This is a genomic window from Ruegeria sp. C8 (genome assembly GCF_056537565.1).
Genome location: NZ_JBQFRV010000012.1, coordinates 1 through 13808 on the forward strand (window position 1 = coordinate 1; position 13808 = coordinate 13808).

At 57.9% G+C, this 13808-nt stretch carries 15 protein-coding genes; 2 read left to right on the forward strand and 13 right to left on the reverse strand.

Annotation, left to right across the window (positions count from 1 at the left end; translation table 11 throughout):
- From ACR0KL_RS15550 to ACR0KL_RS15590, 9 genes are all read right to left on the reverse strand, one after another.
- The coding region (locus ACR0KL_RS15550; protein WP_480777233.1) for a hypothetical protein at positions 1 to 225 on the reverse strand (225 nt) is incomplete at its 3' end.
- Positions 222 to 431, reverse strand: coding sequence for a hypothetical protein (locus tag ACR0KL_RS15555; RefSeq protein WP_480777234.1), 210 nt, complete (start codon positions 429 to 431; stop codon positions 222 to 224). The genes ACR0KL_RS15550 and ACR0KL_RS15555, both read right to left, overlap by 4 nt.
- 503 nt (positions 432 to 934) lie before the next feature.
- Positions 935 to 1567: a hypothetical protein gene (locus tag ACR0KL_RS15560; RefSeq protein WP_480777235.1), complete on the reverse strand. Its 633-nt coding sequence runs from the start codon at positions 1565 to 1567 to the stop codon at positions 935 to 937.
- Between the two features lie 4 nt (positions 1568 to 1571).
- On the reverse strand, positions 1572 to 2696 hold the full coding sequence (locus ACR0KL_RS15565; protein ID WP_480777236.1) for a tyrosine-type recombinase/integrase: 1125 nt from the start codon (positions 2694 to 2696) through the stop codon (positions 1572 to 1574).
- Between the two features lie 1134 nt (positions 2697 to 3830).
- Positions 3831 to 4373, reverse strand: coding sequence for a DUF3833 domain-containing protein (locus tag ACR0KL_RS15570; RefSeq protein WP_170679565.1), 543 nt, complete (start codon positions 4371 to 4373; stop codon positions 3831 to 3833).
- A complete protein-coding gene (locus tag ACR0KL_RS15575; RefSeq protein ID WP_170679563.1) occupies positions 4370 to 4987 on the reverse strand; it encodes a DUF3833 domain-containing protein in 618 nt (205 codons plus the stop codon). The genes ACR0KL_RS15570 and ACR0KL_RS15575 overlap by 4 nt, the downstream gene beginning before the upstream one ends.
- Positions 4984 to 6207 carry an MFS transporter gene (locus ACR0KL_RS15580; RefSeq protein WP_480777237.1) on the reverse strand — a complete coding sequence of 408 codons (1224 nt, stop codon included), beginning with the start codon at positions 6205 to 6207 and terminating at the stop codon, positions 4984 to 4986. The genes ACR0KL_RS15575 and ACR0KL_RS15580 overlap by 4 nt, the downstream gene beginning before the upstream one ends.
- The gene (locus ACR0KL_RS15585; protein WP_170661786.1) at positions 6207 to 6752 is read right to left on the reverse strand and encodes a hypothetical protein; all 546 of its coding nucleotides are present in this window, start codon (positions 6750 to 6752) and stop codon (positions 6207 to 6209) included. The genes ACR0KL_RS15580 and ACR0KL_RS15585 overlap by 1 nt, the downstream gene beginning before the upstream one ends.
- On the reverse strand, positions 6706 to 8037 hold the full coding sequence (locus ACR0KL_RS15590) for an NAD(P)/FAD-dependent oxidoreductase (protein ID WP_480777238.1): 1332 nt from the start codon (positions 8035 to 8037) through the stop codon (positions 6706 to 6708). Before ACR0KL_RS15590 ends, ACR0KL_RS15585 begins: the two co-directional genes overlap by 47 nt.
- A 228-nt stretch (positions 8038 to 8265) precedes the next feature.
- Here ACR0KL_RS15590 and ACR0KL_RS15595 point away from each other — a divergent pair, with 228 nt between their 5' ends.
- Entirely contained in the window at positions 8266 to 8991 is a 726-nt protein-coding gene (locus ACR0KL_RS15595) for an SDR family NAD(P)-dependent oxidoreductase (protein WP_480777239.1), read from the forward strand.
- 16 nt (positions 8992 to 9007) lie between these two features.
- Here the strand turns inward: ACR0KL_RS15595 and ACR0KL_RS15600 are convergent, their stop codons facing one another.
- Together ACR0KL_RS15600 and ACR0KL_RS15605 are read right to left on the reverse strand one after the other, a co-directional pair.
- Entirely contained in the window at positions 9008 to 10660 is a 1653-nt protein-coding gene (locus ACR0KL_RS15600) for a DUF6504 family protein (protein ID WP_480777240.1), read from the reverse strand.
- A 61-nt stretch (positions 10661 to 10721) separates the two neighbouring features.
- Complete coding sequence (locus ACR0KL_RS15605; RefSeq protein WP_480777241.1) at positions 10722 to 11009, reverse strand: I78 family peptidase inhibitor; 288 nt, start codon at positions 11007 to 11009, stop codon at positions 10722 to 10724.
- Positions 11010 to 11139: 130 nt separating this feature from the next.
- Here ACR0KL_RS15605 and ACR0KL_RS15610 point away from each other — a divergent pair, with 130 nt between their 5' ends.
- A complete protein-coding gene (locus tag ACR0KL_RS15610; RefSeq protein WP_170379545.1) occupies positions 11140 to 12252 on the forward strand; it encodes an S-(hydroxymethyl)glutathione dehydrogenase/class III alcohol dehydrogenase in 1113 nt (370 codons plus the stop codon).
- 54 nt (positions 12253 to 12306) lie between these two features.
- On the opposite strand, the gene ACR0KL_RS15615 is transcribed toward ACR0KL_RS15610, so the two are convergent.
- On the reverse strand, positions 12307 to 13245 hold the full coding sequence (locus tag ACR0KL_RS15615) for a DMT family transporter (RefSeq protein ID WP_170528657.1): 939 nt from the start codon (positions 13243 to 13245) through the stop codon (positions 12307 to 12309).
- Between the two features lie 142 nt (positions 13246 to 13387).
- Positions 13388 to 13801 (reverse strand): group III truncated hemoglobin, encoded by a 414-nt coding sequence (locus ACR0KL_RS15620; RefSeq protein ID WP_170679550.1) that lies wholly within the window; start codon positions 13799 to 13801, stop codon positions 13388 to 13390.
- Positions 13802 to 13808: the final 7 nt, after the last annotated feature.

The window sequence follows — 13808 nt, forward strand, 5'->3', positions numbered from 1 at the left end:
GGCTGGGATGGTGTTGGAGTAGAGGTTGCACATGGCCCCAAAGGCTACGCACAAGACCAGAGTTGGACAAGGTTGTGCGTTTTGGCGTCTTGCTGCCAATTGAACCGCCAACATACGTTCGATTGCATCTTTGGGGCGTAGGTCAGCAATAATCGACATCATGAAGTCGCGCTCGTCATTGCCTTGTGGCCCGTCCCCCGCTTCCCACTTGCCCAGTACCTTCAAGCTTTGCTGAGTAAGCGCGGCAGCCAGATTGTCGTCATCCGTGCCGAATATCTGTTCAGTGCCCCTTCGCTATGGGACACAACCTGACCCTCGCTTTGAGAGCCGCGAAACGCTACCCCAACTTTCGGCAGGTCTTTGATATTTACAGCCTTGTCTTCTGCCTCTGTCAGAGGTCTGCCGATTTTGTCTTCATCATTGTCCGTCATTGCTCTTGCCTCATTCGTAGGATTGTTGGTGTGGAAGGTGTCCGTTTCCCCCAGACCCCCTGGAAGATTAAGGATGTCTTAAATATTGCGACGGGAGACCTGCTGAAATCGGGTGTTTTCGTCGCAAATATTGATACGGCCCGTCGCATTTATTGCGTCGCCTCCGTTTTTATCGTCGCAAATTCTACGACGGTCTCGTCGCAGTTTTTGAGACAGGGTTTTGTTTTTCCGCGTTTGCCGGTTGGGTTGTGAATCGGGGCTTTGACGACTGCGAAATCTGAGCCCTTTACTGGTTCCGGGATTTTCCCAGTGGCGGCCCTGCGCCATACAGTGGCGACGCTACAGCCAAGAATGGCTTCGGTATCCCTCACTGATAGCAGGCGGTCTCCTGCGGCTGCGGTCATTTTCAACACCTGACGGTTGTTTGTGATGTGTTGAAGCTGCGTTAAAATTGTGGGCGGAAATAGAATGGGGAGAAAAAGTACGCACCCGAAATTAGGGGTTTATTGCGCCTCATCAATGTAGCTTTTCTTGGGCATCGGAGAACGCACAGGGCGTGCAGGCGCTAAGAAACAGGGTGGCACGCGCCACGGGTGCCATTTCGTTTGTGGGTCAAGCACCGCTTCAAGGTGGTCTTGGTAGATCCTCGCATAACCCATGAACTCTGCCAAACCGCCCAGTGTCGACCCGGCTGCCAAAAAAGTCTCTGGAAATTGCAGTCTGGCAGCCCAAAAGTGAGCACCGTTTTTGTATTTGTAAAAGTGCTTTCGTACATCTCGCTCAGATAGTGGGAGCCCGGCTCCAAACTGCTCATCGGCGTCTCCAGCAAATGCCACTGTGCTGGCGATAGCTCTAGTAAGGCTGACTTTTTTATCCATCGAATGAAGCTCGGCAATGAACAAAGTGACGTAGCCGGAAAGGTCACCTCTGTTTAGTCGGCGTGCATACCTATTCAATATAGACTGCGTGATTTCTGATTGGTCCCTGTTTGGGGCGTTCAACTTGGCCTCACTCTCGGCCTGAATTATTTGGCGAAACTGGCTCGCTTCTGTTTCATCCTCTGGACAGTTCATCAACGCCAATAACGTAAGCCCAGGGTTATTCACGTAGGCACCGTTATCGTCGAAAACGGGCAAGTATCTATTTTCCAAGCAAAATATCCCATTCAGTAACTAGTTCCGCCCACTGGTCTAGTGCAACGGAGCGTTCGGCTAGCAATTCAGCCTGATTGTATACACGAGCAACCGCGCTGGCCTTTGACGCTGTCGCTGCGTGGTTGAGGACGCGATCCACTACGGACTCAGATACACTGCGCTTTGCCATGTGCGTTGCAAAAGCTGTCCTGATATCATGAAATCGCCAGTGTTCGAACTCTTTGTCTAGATGCATGTCCAGCCGACTTTTAGCCTTGCTCCCACCGGATACGGGCGTTCGTCCCGTCGTGCTGAAAAGGAAGTCTTCTTCTGCGTCTTCCAACTTTTCCAGTCGTTTCAAAGCGTGTTCAATTTCGATCAACGCTGGGGGTGAAAGGTGTGTGATATGCGCGCGGTCATTCTTTTCATCGGCTATGGCTTTTTTGAAGCGGATGCGTTTTAGATCCAGTTCGCTCTTACGTAGTCCAGTGACCGAACTGCGGCGTTGAACAGTTAGCAAGAGCAGCCGCAGCAACGGCCCCCACAGGTCACCGAGTTCGAAAGACTTCGACCAGATTTCCCGAACTTCTTCGAGAGACAACACACGCTCTCGTACACGTTCCTTCGTGGCGCGCTCCAATCGGTCGCCCACATCCTCTTCGATGTACTCCCGTCGCCAAGCCCAACGCGTGAAGTGCTTAAGAGCGGCCCTGATGCGGTTCGCCATAAACAGTTTGCCTTCCTTGGCCTTGTCATCAATTGGCTTTTGGAGGCTGGCGCGGGTCAGGTCACCAACCGGATGCTCAAGGTGCTTTGAAAGTGCGTCCAGTAGCTGGCGTTTTCGCTCATCTCCTGATTTCAGGCTAGAGAGGTGCAACTCAGCATATGTATCCAGCACATTCCGGACCGTTTGTATGCTCGCTGCAGCTTTCTGTTCTTCCCGCCGTGCGTTCTCCGCATCCAAGACGCGGTCAAACCCTCGGACAGCTTCAGCCTCAATATCGAGCGCGAGCCTGCGGGCCTCTGCCAGTCCAATTGGACCTGTCTCACGATTCCCTGCGGCATTCCAAGTACAGTAGACACCAAGGGTGTGCTTCCGCTTCGCGCCGCCCTTTACGCGCTTTTCGTACATCCAGACCGCCCGACCAGACGAGTAAACCCTTAGTCTCAGTCCGGCGCGCTTCTTATCCGATATCTCAAGCCGACCTGCCTCCGGCGCTTCCAGCCTCTTTAGATAAGGTTCGTTTAGCTCAAGCTTCACCGAAAACATCTCTGGGGGACTTGTAGGGGACAAAATCCGCTAGATTGCATGACACAATGTGAGACTATTTTAGACGCCCTATGACCCGGGGGACAATAGTATACGTTTATATTTTACTGGTGTTTAAGTATGTGACCGCGCCAGTGTGATACGACATGACACGAAGTGCGGTTTCACGTCAAATTCTAGGTATCTCTGACCTTTAATCAGTGGGTCTCAGGTTTGAATCCTGCACGGCTCACCACTTTTTTCAGTGTCATTAACGCATAAGAGTGCGTTTTGAACGCATATATGTGTTTCTGCAAGGTTATGAGTTTCGCCTGCACACATATGGTTAAATAGTCGATAGTTCTGGAATTTCATTCATATTATCAGTTAGTTAACCGCATTTCGTTTGGAGCGGGTCAAAAATTGCACTCTTATGCGTTACTGACATTCAGAGAGATCGAAGGAATGGATAAGAGTGCTTTTCGCTAATGGTGGGAGACTTGTATCCAAGCGAAACACTTGTGCGTCAATGCCAGGTTTTTGTGGATCGGTTTTGATTCCGCCAAAACGGGAAGCGCTTGAGGTAGAGGTGCCGGTCAGTGATACCACCTTTGGTTGCTTGTGAAATTTCCATTAATATTCAAGCGTGTTCAATGGCGACTTTCGAGTGGATTTCCGCTTGCGCGATTCGAAAAAATTGGCAGATTCAGCAATATTTGCTATCCTTTGGCTAAAGGGCGTTAGAAACCCGGGGGCAAAAATCGAGCAGAAATCCGGAAATTCCTCACAGGTGGTGTGGGTAAAAATACCTGAACATCTCAACGGCACCCGACGCGGGTTGTTCTTCTTGTGGGCCGAGGTCGAGCGTGCTCAAGTGAAGGCCAAGGCCGCGCCACCGCCCTCTGAGTCGCGTCAGCCCGAGTCGAACAAGATATTCGGTTGGGTTGATGAGTTTATCTTCTATGAACGCGACAGGGCGGAGCAGCCAGATCAGCGCGCCGAGGCCCCGTCGGGCCGTCACAGTTTCTCGAAGAACAGGATGACCTCGCCTATACGGACGCCAAAACGCGAAACATAGGCGCGGTTCAGCAGACGGTCCTCTTCCAGAAGCCACATCCAGTCGTCAAAATTGACCCGCATAGTGCCCTCTTTGATTGGCAGGTCGATCTTGTATTTCCAGTTGAAGGTATCGCCGCGCTCGATCCCTTCGGCCACACCAAGAACACCCGGAGCCGTGCCGGTCCAGGTGTCTTCGCCGGTTTTAGTCAGGGTCCAGACACGTTGTTCGGTTGCGCCGTCATCGTAGACGAAATCCTCGACCAGGGTCAGGGTTTCTCCGTCCCATGTGCCGTCAATCTCAACCGTGAAACGGCGCGGCACGTTGCCCAGAATGTCCTGGAACTGACCATAAGCCACGGTTTTGCCTTCGAAGAACTCTTCGAGGTTCAGATGCCGGTCGGACAGAAAGCTTTTGGGCACCCGCGGTTTAGCCGAGCAGGCCGCGAGCAGCGTCAGGCTGGTGATTGCGACCAGTGAGATCAGAAAACGAAGCCGGGTCATTGTAGCGGCCTGTTTTCAGCGTCCGCATCATACCCGTTTGCTCCGGGTACATGCGCGGTCTGCACCTCGGGAGCGGGTCGCATAGTTGCCACCAGTTCCGCCACCTTGAGGCCGAATTTGCGCATCTCTGAGCGGTTCATGATCGCTCCGTTTTCGGTCAGATACATCCAGTCGGTGACGTCGAGCGTGTGCCCTCCGGCGTCTTCGGGCAGGATGATCCGGTAGGACAGCTTGACGGTCGAGCCCGAAATCACGCCCTTGCCTTCACCGACGATATCGTCCGCTGTGGCTGTGAACGTGTTGCCGGTGCCCAGTGTCAGATACCACTTTCGGGTCATCTGCTTGCCGTTGGAATAGGTGAACCACTCGGCCAGAGTGCCCGTGTTTCCATCCCATTCACCGACCATGCGCGCGACAAAGCTGTTCGACATCTTGCCATTGGGGCCGTAGATCAGCCCCTCGGACAGGATATCTCCGTTCAGGTGTTTGGTCAGGGAAAACTCCGGCCCCGTTCCCGAATAGTCAGCCGGAGATTGTGAGCGAAAGCTCAGGAACCGTCTTTTGACCGCCACGATAACGAGGATGGCGAGCAAAATCACAACAATCGTATTCATTTGGCTGGGACCTCCGTAGGCAGGGTTAAGACCATCCCAAATGCGCCCAGCTTCAGGATGCAGGGCAGCAGGGCATAGGCGAATGTGAGTGTGTTTAGAGCCTGTGCCGAGTTGGCTTGACCGGGTGAAAAGCCGCTGCGTTCCAGCAGGGGCAGGGTGAAAAAGGCAGCGAGCGCGAGGCCCAGCTTGCCAGCGAAAGACCAGATGCCAAACGCGGCGGAGGCATTCAGCCCCGCGCGTGTCAGCACCACGGAAAACATGGCGGGCAGGATCACGATATCCGCCCCTGCGGCTGCGCCGGAGGCTAGGCAGATCAGGGCAAAGATGGTCAGCTCTCCGGCTGAGAGGGTGGCCGCGCCGATGAAGGAAGCGATGCCCAGCGGCATGGCGATCATCAGCGTCTGTTTCGGGCCGATCCGATTGCTGAGTCGCGCCCAGAGGGGCACGCTGGCCCCAGCGCTGAGGAAGAACAGGATCAGCAATGGGCCAGCCATTCCGGAAAGTTGCAGTTTGTCCTCGACAAAGAACAGAAACAGCGTGGCGGTCAGGGCTACCGGCAGGCTGTTGATCAGCGCCAGAACCAACAGGCGGAGGGCGCCGGATTGTCCGAGCGCGGTGAATGAGATGCCCTCGCCCGTGATTGGCGTACGACGCCACATTGGTATGGTTACGATCAGAGTTAGGAGCGCAAGCGCACCCAAAAACAGACCAAAGGCGGGGTAGCCCTGTCCCTGTGCGCCGAAGGCAACGAACAGAGCCGGGGCACTGGCGGCCAGAACGACTCCGGTCAGTTGCCCGCCTTCGCGGAAGGCGGCGAGGCGCATCAGCTCTTGCGGGTCGGCCTGTTTGGCCAAAGTTGCACTGCGCCCGTAAAGCAGGATGGTGCCTAGGCTGTAGGCCGAAAACAGAAGCACGAGGATGGCGACCAGCGCGCCAACGCTTGCCCCATCCGGCAGGCCGAACAGCAGCGGAAACCCGACCGCCAGCCCCAGCGCCGCCAGAGCTGCAAACAGCAGCTGCGCGCCCGGCCAGCGGTCGATGGCCCAGCCGATCAGCGGGTCTTGCACCAGATCGACCAGCCGGATCACCAGCAGCACGGTTCCGATCACCCCAAGGCCAATGCCCAAATTCACCGCCGCAAAACGCGGCAGGTGAATATAGAGCGGGATACCCGCCGCAGCGAGCATCAGCGCATAGAGGCTGACCCGGGGATACAGCATCACTGCCCCTTCAATTGCCGTGTAAAACTGGCGGACCGAGTGTTGTCGCCAAGAAAAATCGACATGAACGATTTCTTGATGCCGGTGTTGGTTAGTGTGCAGGTTTGTGCACCATTGCGCCAAAACCCAACTTTGTTAGGTCCTTCAGATATGGCCAGATAGCTGTCACCTTTGCTGACTGCCTGAAAACAGGTCTCTAGCTGGGCTTTTGTCGGCGCGGGATTGCCTTGCCTTGCCATCTCATCCAGCGTCGACTCTACAAGAGCCTTTTGTGCGAGGTTTTTTCGATAAGTCAGTTGCAACCCGAAATCCTCGGTCCAATTGAATGCCGCTCCAGCGGGCGTGAATAGCTTGGCGTCATAGACAGGCAGGCCCAAGAACCTAAATGTCGAGCTGCCCAAAAGCTTGGGATCGCTCAGTTCGCTGGACAGAGGCGATGCCACTGCCTCACCTGACGAAAGCAAGGCGAGAGACAGCAGTGCTGCGCGGAAAGTAGGTCTATTCGGCGGCCACATGGATGGCCGGATCTTTTTCAAGAATGCCATTGTCAGCTCCGGTTATGTGCGGGGCGCCGCGCAAGCGGTCGACGACATGCATCGCGCTGGCGATCCCGTCTTCGTGGAACCCGTGCCGGTTATAAGCTCCGGCGTACCAGGTGTGATTTTGTCCCTGCATGTCGCGAATTTGCCCCTGCGCTTTCAGCGCGGCTTTATCGAAAACCGGGTGGGCAAACTCGACTTGGTCATAAATCTTGTCCTCGGCAATTTGCGAAGACGCGTTCAACGATACAAAGAGCGGATCGCTGTCCGGGATGTTCTGCAAGCGGTTCATCCAATAGGTCACGCCGACATCCCCGGCTTGCGAGCGATAGGTCCAGCTGGACCAGCAGGCGCGCCGCTTTGGCATCTGGCTTTCGTCACAATGCAGGATCGCGTGATTGGGCTGATAGCGGATCGCGCCAAGGGCCGCGGCCTCATCCGCCGTGGCATTGTCGCCCAGAATGGCCAGCGACTGGTCCGAGTGGGTCGCAAGGATGATCTCGTCAAACTGATCGGCGTGGCCCTGGCTTGTAACCGTTACGCCGGTCTCATTCCGCTGTACGTTATCTACCGGAGCTGCAAGACGGATGTCGCATCCGCGCGACCGCAGCGCGGCATCTATCCGGCGCACATACTCGATACTGCCACCTTTGACCGTGTACCACTGATGCTGGTTGGCGCGCCCGCTGGCCAGCAGAGCATGGTTGCGGAAGAACTGCACCAGCGAGCGGGCTGGGAACTGATCCACAAACTCAACCGGCGTGGACCAGATCGCGCCACACATCGGCATGAGGTAGTTGTGGCGGAACCAATGACCCAGACGCATCTGGTCCACCAGTTCTCCGATGGTTGTGTCATCATCCTTCGCCGCATCCGGGGCTTCCTTGCTGAAGCGCAGGATGTCCGAAATCATCTTGTAGTAAGACGGACGCAGCAGGTTGCGTTTCTGAGCTGTCAGAGTGCGCAGCGTGTTCAGACCGTATTCAATGCGGCCATTGTCGATGGTCGCGCCAAAGCTCATCTCGCTTTTCTCGACGGGGACGTTCAGCTCATCAAACAGCTTGGTCAGGTGGGGGTAGGTCGCGTAGTTAAAGACGATAAAGCCAGTATCGACCGGTTGGTCTCCGTTCTTGCCCGCCATTACCGTTCGGGCATGCCCACCAAGGCGCGGTTCGGCCTCGTAAACGGTAATATTGTGCTGTTCTGAAAGGTAGTAGGCTGCGGAAAGTCCTGAAATGCCTGCACCTATGACTGCGATTTTCTTGCGCTCGCCTCGCGTTTCGTCGAACATGTGATCCCCTTAAGTGCGACATTTATCTAGGGATACGTAGCAGGTTCTGACGCGGATCAATCAGGTTAGATTATATTTCCCAACGCACTATATTGTGTCTTCGTGGCAAAATTCACTCAGCTGGGGATGATCCGACCGGTTGGCTTGGTCGTAAAATATACATGATAGCTGAAGCAGAACCGAAACCGCGCATGGGGCGTTGTTTCATGGTTCCACGATAGGGCAGGCATGACCGGTTTCGAAGGAAAGACGTATTGGATTGTAGGCGCGAGCGAAGGGCTCGGGCGCGCTTTGGCGCAAGCGCTCAGCGAGCGCGGTGCGCGGCTTGTCCTGTCGGCGCGCAATGCGGATCGGCTGGCCGAGATTTGCGCAACCCTTCCCAATGCGCGTGCAGTGCCTTTTGACGTGACCGATCTTGAGGCCGTGCGCCGCGCCGTGGCTGAAGTCGGAGAGGTCGATGGTCTTGTCTACAACGCCGGAGCCTATGAGCCGATGCGCACCGGTGATTGGGATACCGAGGCGGTATTGTCGATGACCGACGTAAACTACACCGGTGCCCTTCGGGTGTTGGGTGAGACCGTGCCGGTTTTCGTCAGCGCCGGACGCGGGGATATCACTCTGATCGGCTCTCTGTCCGGCTATCGTGGTTTGCCTGCAGCGGTGGGCTATGCGGCCAGCAAGGCAGCACTGGTCTCGCTGGCCGAGACCATGCGGTTTGATCTGGCGGGTACGGGCGTGACGGTTCGGATCGTCAATCCTGGCTTTATCAAAACCCGCCTGACCGAGAAGAACAATTTCAAGATGCCCATGCTGATGTCGGCCGAAGACGCGGCAGAGCGTGTGGTCAAAGCAATGTCGCGCCGCCGGTTCCGCACCGATTTTCCGGCCCCGTTTTCCTGGGTGATCCGGTTGCTGAACTATCTGCCGGATATCCTGATTTATCGTGGAAAATAGACCCTAATTTGGGTTTTTAGCCAAATTGCCCCTGGCAGAACCAGCCTGCAGACATGGTGCCGCCGTGGCCATAAAACAGCCAGAGCCTCTCGCCCTGTTCGGTCACCACAACCCAGTAATCGCGCACGCCGCTGCGCCAGTTGGGGTCATCCAGCCACCATTCCGGCGCGATCCGTTCCGGGCCGGTGGCTTGTGCCAATTGCCAATCACGCCCGCGCCAGCGAAAGGCGGAGGGCACATCCGGGGTTTCCGGGGCCATTACCGGCTCGGGCTGCCACATCTGCAGGGGGCGCGGGCGTGGCGGCGCAGGCCAGTCTCGCGCCGGTTCGGACCATGCTGCCGCTAGCACCTGCGCGGTTTTCTCGGGGATATGCGATGCCGCGGGGTGACGCCTTGTAATGACCTCTAGCCCCACCCGTGCGCCCAACTTGGCCATAAGGTCTTCGACGGCGGTGTTGCCCTCAAGCCGGTTGCGTGCCACACGGCGGGCCTCGGCATGACCGGCAATGGTGCGGGCGTGGATGGGTTCGGTCTGCACTGCCTCAAGCCGCAGCATGTCAATGCCATAACCCGCGTCGATCTTGTCGATTTTCATCTCTAACAACGGGCGAATGCGGTGTTTGTCATGAGTTGGCCGGGCCAGCCCAACTTCGATGACCTCGGCCGCCTGATCGGCACGATGAGCCTCAAGCCGCAGGGTCCGGACGCCGCGGCCCTTTTCTTCCAGCTTGGAACAGAGCGTCGGCAGAACCCGGTCGATGGCGGCCATCACATCCTCGACCAACCCAATCGGGTTTGGTAGAGTCATCCGCACCGCGAAGTGATGCGGCGGACGAGCCGGAGAAACTGGCTCGGGCGCGCTACCCATCGCCTGATCCAGCCGCAAAACCAGCCCCCGCCCGAACCTGCGGGCAAGGGAGGCGCGCGGTTGCCCCAGCAGATCCCCGATCCTCCGCAGGCCCAGACGGTTCAACTGCGCGACCACCTGATCCTCCAGCCGCAGCGCCGCGATGGGCAGCGGGCTGAGCGCGCTGTAGGATTGCCCCGGCGCGGCGATCCGCGCCCCGCCGCCCAAGGTCACCACCTGCGGCGCGGCCCCGCCCTTGGTCCAGTGTCGTCGCTTGCTGGCCCGGGCGCGGGTTGCGCGGGCCTCTTGGCTGATGGCGTCGCCGTTGCGGTCTGATATGGCCTCTTGCCCGGCATAGCGCGCCAGCGCCCAGGCCGCGCCCAATGTGTCGGCAATGCCCATCTGCACGCTCAGACCCATATCGGCGCAGTCGACCTCCAACACGCGCAGCAAGGCCTCTTCCCCGCCAAACAGATGCGCGCAGCCCGAGAGGTCAACGATCAGCCCGTCCGGAGCCTCTTCGGCGACCCAAGGGCTGAACTTGCCTGCCCAGCGGCGCAACGCGGTCAGGAACGCGGCCTCGGCCGGGGCATTGCGGTGCCGCGTGATCAGAGACGCACACATGGCATGGGCATCGCGCACCGGCTGACCCACCTGCAGCCCAGCGGCCTGAGCCTCAGCGTTCAGTGAAGTGATCACCTGCATGTTCGACTGCTCGGCCACCACGGCCAAAGGTCCGACATGCAGCCCCCGCGCGGCGCGGATCAGCCGTTCAGCCCCCAGACGGGGAAACCAGAGTGAAAGTATTCGGCGTTTTGGCATCGGCAGACATCAAAATGTTCCCATTTTGTTCTTATCCGAGAATCAGTGCCGGAGTCCACGCTTACCCGCAGGTCAGGCGCTGAATGATGCCCGCACCGTTCACAAAGACATTCAGCCGGTCGATGCGGTAGTCTTGTGTCGCAATGTCATTGGGTCCTAACACCCGCGCGCGCTCGGGCAGGCTGGCCTGAATGGTAGAAACCGGCTGGCCGATGGAATCCGCAAACGGATCGCCTTTGCAGAAGGCCAGATCGACAGGCGCAGCCTCGGGCGCAAGGTCTGCTCCTTCCAAGGTCGAGGTTTCGGCGCAGGCGGCCAGAAGGATCAGGATCGGGATAAATCGGTGCATTGGCGTTCCCCAGTATGACAATGTCGTTTCTGCAATATCAAATGTTTAGCCAATCTGCCATGAAAGTGCAGTTGAAAACACCCTGCATTTGACGCAGGGTCGGGTCAAACAAGACTGGGAGACAAGCACCATGCGCACCCGTGCAGCCGTCGCCGTTCAGGCTGGCAAACCTTTGGAAGTGATGGAGGTGAACCTCGAAGGCCCCAAGGCGGGCGAGGTTTTGGTCGAAGTGAAGGCCACCGGCATCTGCCATACCGATGAATTCACCCTATCCGGCGCAGATCCCGAAGGCCTTTTCCCGGCCATTCTGGGCCACGAAGGCGCAGGCGTTGTGGTCGAGGTCGGTCCGGGCGTCACCAGCCTGAAGCCGGGCGACCATGTAATCCCGCTCTACACACCCGAATGTCGGGAGTGTGAATACTGCCTGCATCCAAAGACCAACCTGTGTCAAGCAATCCGTGAGACTCAAGGCAAGGGCCTGATGCCCGATGGCACCTCGCGCTTCTCGACCTTGGACGGCGATCCGATCCTGCACTACATGGGCTGCTCGACCTTCGCCAACCACACTGTCCTGCCTGAGATCGCGCTGGCCAAAGTGCGTGAGGACGCACCTTTCGACAAGATCTGCTACATCGGCTGTGGCGTTACCACCGGCATCGGCGCTGTGATCAATACCGCCAAGGTGGAAATCGGCAGCCGCGCCATCGTGTTCGGTCTGGGTGGTATCGGCCTGAACGTGATCCAGGGCCTGCGCCTTGCCGGAGCCGACCAGATCGTCGGTGTCGACCTGAACCCATCAAAGGTCGAAATGGCCACCAAGTTCGGGATGACCGATTTCGTTAACCCGAAAGAGGTCGAAGGCGATCTGGTGCCCTATCTGGTCAACCTGACCAAAGGCGGAGCAGACTATACGTTCGACGCGACTGGCAACGTCGGCGTGATGCGCGACGCACTGGAATCAGCGCATAAGGGCTGGGGTGAGTCGATCATCATCGGCGTGGCACCTGCGGGGGCTGAGATCTCGACCCGTCCGTTCCAGCTGGTCACGGGCCGTTCCTGGCGCGGCACCGCCTTTGGCGGCGCGCGGGGCCGGACCGATGTGCCGAAGATCGTCGATTGGTACATGGAAGGCAAAATCGAGATCGACCCGATGATCACCCATACCATGGGTCTGGACGACATCAACCATGGGTTCGACCTGATGCACAAAGGCGAGAGCATCCGCTCGGTGGTTGTCTACTAAGGCTCTAAACCAGTTGAATTCGCCAAAGCGGCGCGCTGTCTGGCGCGCCGTTTTTCATTCGCCGGGTCGCGATGCGCCCGTATCTGACCTTGGTGATCGCACGCGCAGAACCGGCGTGTTAGCCGAGGTGGTGTTCGACCGGCTTTCGCGCCAAACGACGAAGATGCCCGAGGCGATGATGACGCTTGCGCCGACCGCGACCCAGCCGTCCGGGTGTTCGCCAAAGAAGATCATGCCGAACAAGGTGGCCCAGATGATCTGGCTGTACTGGCTGGGGGCCACAACGCCCGCTGGCGCGGCACGATAGGCCAGGATGATCAGATGTTGCGCGATCACCGAGAACACGCCGACCAGCGCCATCATCGCCAGATGTAGGAGCGATGGCGGTTGATAGACTGCCGGTTGCATCAAGCTCATGACCACGATGGCCAGCAGCATCGGGTAGAGGATCAGCACGGCCGAGCGTTCCTCATTCCCGATCTTGCGCACCAAGACAGAGCCTAACGCGCTGCAAAACGCGGCTGTCAGGGCGGCCATGTGGCCAAGGGTGATATCCGTTGCGCCAGGGCGCAGGACGATCAGAACGCCGATCAAGCCGACGCCGACCGCGGCCCAACGCTGGACACGCACGACTTCTCCTAGAATCGGAATCGACAGGACTGTGACGAACAGGGGGAAGGCAAACAGCAGCGAATAGACCTCGGCCAGAGGCAGGACCGAAAAGGCATAGAAAGCGCAGACCATGGATGTGACCATCAGCGCCGACCGGAGCAGGACCAGCCATGGGTGGTGTGGCAGGAAATTCCCGGTCGTGCGGTCTGTCAGGATCGTCACCGCCATAGGCACAAAGGAAAACAGCGTGGCGAAGAAGATGATCTGCATCACCGAGTAGGTCCCGCCCAGCACTTTGATCAGCGCGTCATGGCTGGCAAAAACCGCGAATCCCAGAAACGCGAAACCAAGTCCCCGGAGGGTGGTGTTTTGAGTGCTCATGATCTGGCCTCAGGTGATGTCGGTGTGGTGGCTTTAAGCCGGCGCAGCCAAATGGGCTGTCTTTTCCCTGAGTAGACGCATTTTCCCGGACCGCATAGCCCCTATTTTACCGCTAACACAGCAAGGCCGTCATGTTGTGAGATCAACGCAGGATCGGCGGCGCGTCCTTGGGCTGTCGGGCGGATTGCACGCCCGCCTTCATCCCCACACCGATCCGTCGGGCCAGCGCGACCCAGGGGGTGGCTGTTTTCTGAGGTAGGGTTTGGGTGGCGACCTCCTCGAACAGGTCCAGCCAATGAGCGAACATCTCGGGCTGCACGTCGGGTCTTTCGCTATGTACACGTTGCGGATTGCCGTTGTAGCTGCGCTCATAAAGGATGGCGTTGCGCCAGAAGGCGGCGATCTTGTCCTCATGCGCGGGCCAGTCATGGACGTGCTTGTTGAACACCGGCCCCAGAACAGCATCCTCGCGCACGCGGGCATAGAAGGCACGGACCTGCGCGTTGATCTGGTCCGGCGTCGCAGGAAAGCGCGGGGGCAAGGTGGGTCTGGTCATGGTGGTC

Excerpts from the sequence above, each read along its gene's own strand:
- ACR0KL_RS15555 (WP_480777234.1), bottom strand. The coding sequence starts at position 431 with ATGACGGACAATGATGAAGACAAAATCGGCAGACCTCTGACAGAGGCA.
- ACR0KL_RS15565 (WP_480777236.1), bottom strand. The coding sequence starts at position 2,696 with ATGTACGAAAAGCGCGTAAAGGGCGGCGCGAAGCGGAAGCACACCCTT.
- ACR0KL_RS15570 (WP_170679565.1), bottom strand. The coding sequence starts at position 4,373 with ATGACCCGGCTTCGTTTTCTGATCTCACTGGTCGCAATCACCAGCCTG.
- ACR0KL_RS15575 (WP_170679563.1), bottom strand. The coding sequence starts at position 4,987 with ATGAATACGATTGTTGTGATTTTGCTCGCCATCCTCGTTATCGTGGCG.
- ACR0KL_RS15580 (WP_480777237.1), bottom strand. The coding sequence starts at position 6,207 with ATGCTGTATCCCCGGGTCAGCCTCTATGCGCTGATGCTCGCTGCGGCG.
- ACR0KL_RS15585 (WP_170661786.1), bottom strand. The coding sequence starts at position 6,752 with ATGGCATTCTTGAAAAAGATCCGGCCATCCATGTGGCCGCCGAATAGA.
- ACR0KL_RS15590 (WP_480777238.1), bottom strand. The coding sequence starts at position 8,037 with ATGTTCGACGAAACGCGAGGCGAGCGCAAGAAAATCGCAGTCATAGGT.
- ACR0KL_RS15595 (WP_480777239.1), top strand. The coding sequence starts at position 8,266 with ATGACCGGTTTCGAAGGAAAGACGTATTGGATTGTAGGCGCGAGCGAA.
- ACR0KL_RS15600 (WP_480777240.1), bottom strand. The coding sequence starts at position 10,660 with ATGCCAAAACGCCGAATACTTTCACTCTGGTTTCCCCGTCTGGGGGCT.
- ACR0KL_RS15605 (WP_480777241.1), bottom strand. The coding sequence starts at position 11,009 with ATGCACCGATTTATCCCGATCCTGATCCTTCTGGCCGCCTGCGCCGAA.
- ACR0KL_RS15610 (WP_170379545.1), top strand. The coding sequence starts at position 11,140 with ATGCGCACCCGTGCAGCCGTCGCCGTTCAGGCTGGCAAACCTTTGGAA.
- ACR0KL_RS15615 (WP_170528657.1), bottom strand. The coding sequence starts at position 13,245 with ATGAGCACTCAAAACACCACCCTCCGGGGACTTGGTTTCGCGTTTCTG.
- ACR0KL_RS15620 (WP_170679550.1), bottom strand. The coding sequence starts at position 13,801 with ATGACCAGACCCACCTTGCCCCCGCGCTTTCCTGCGACGCCGGACCAG.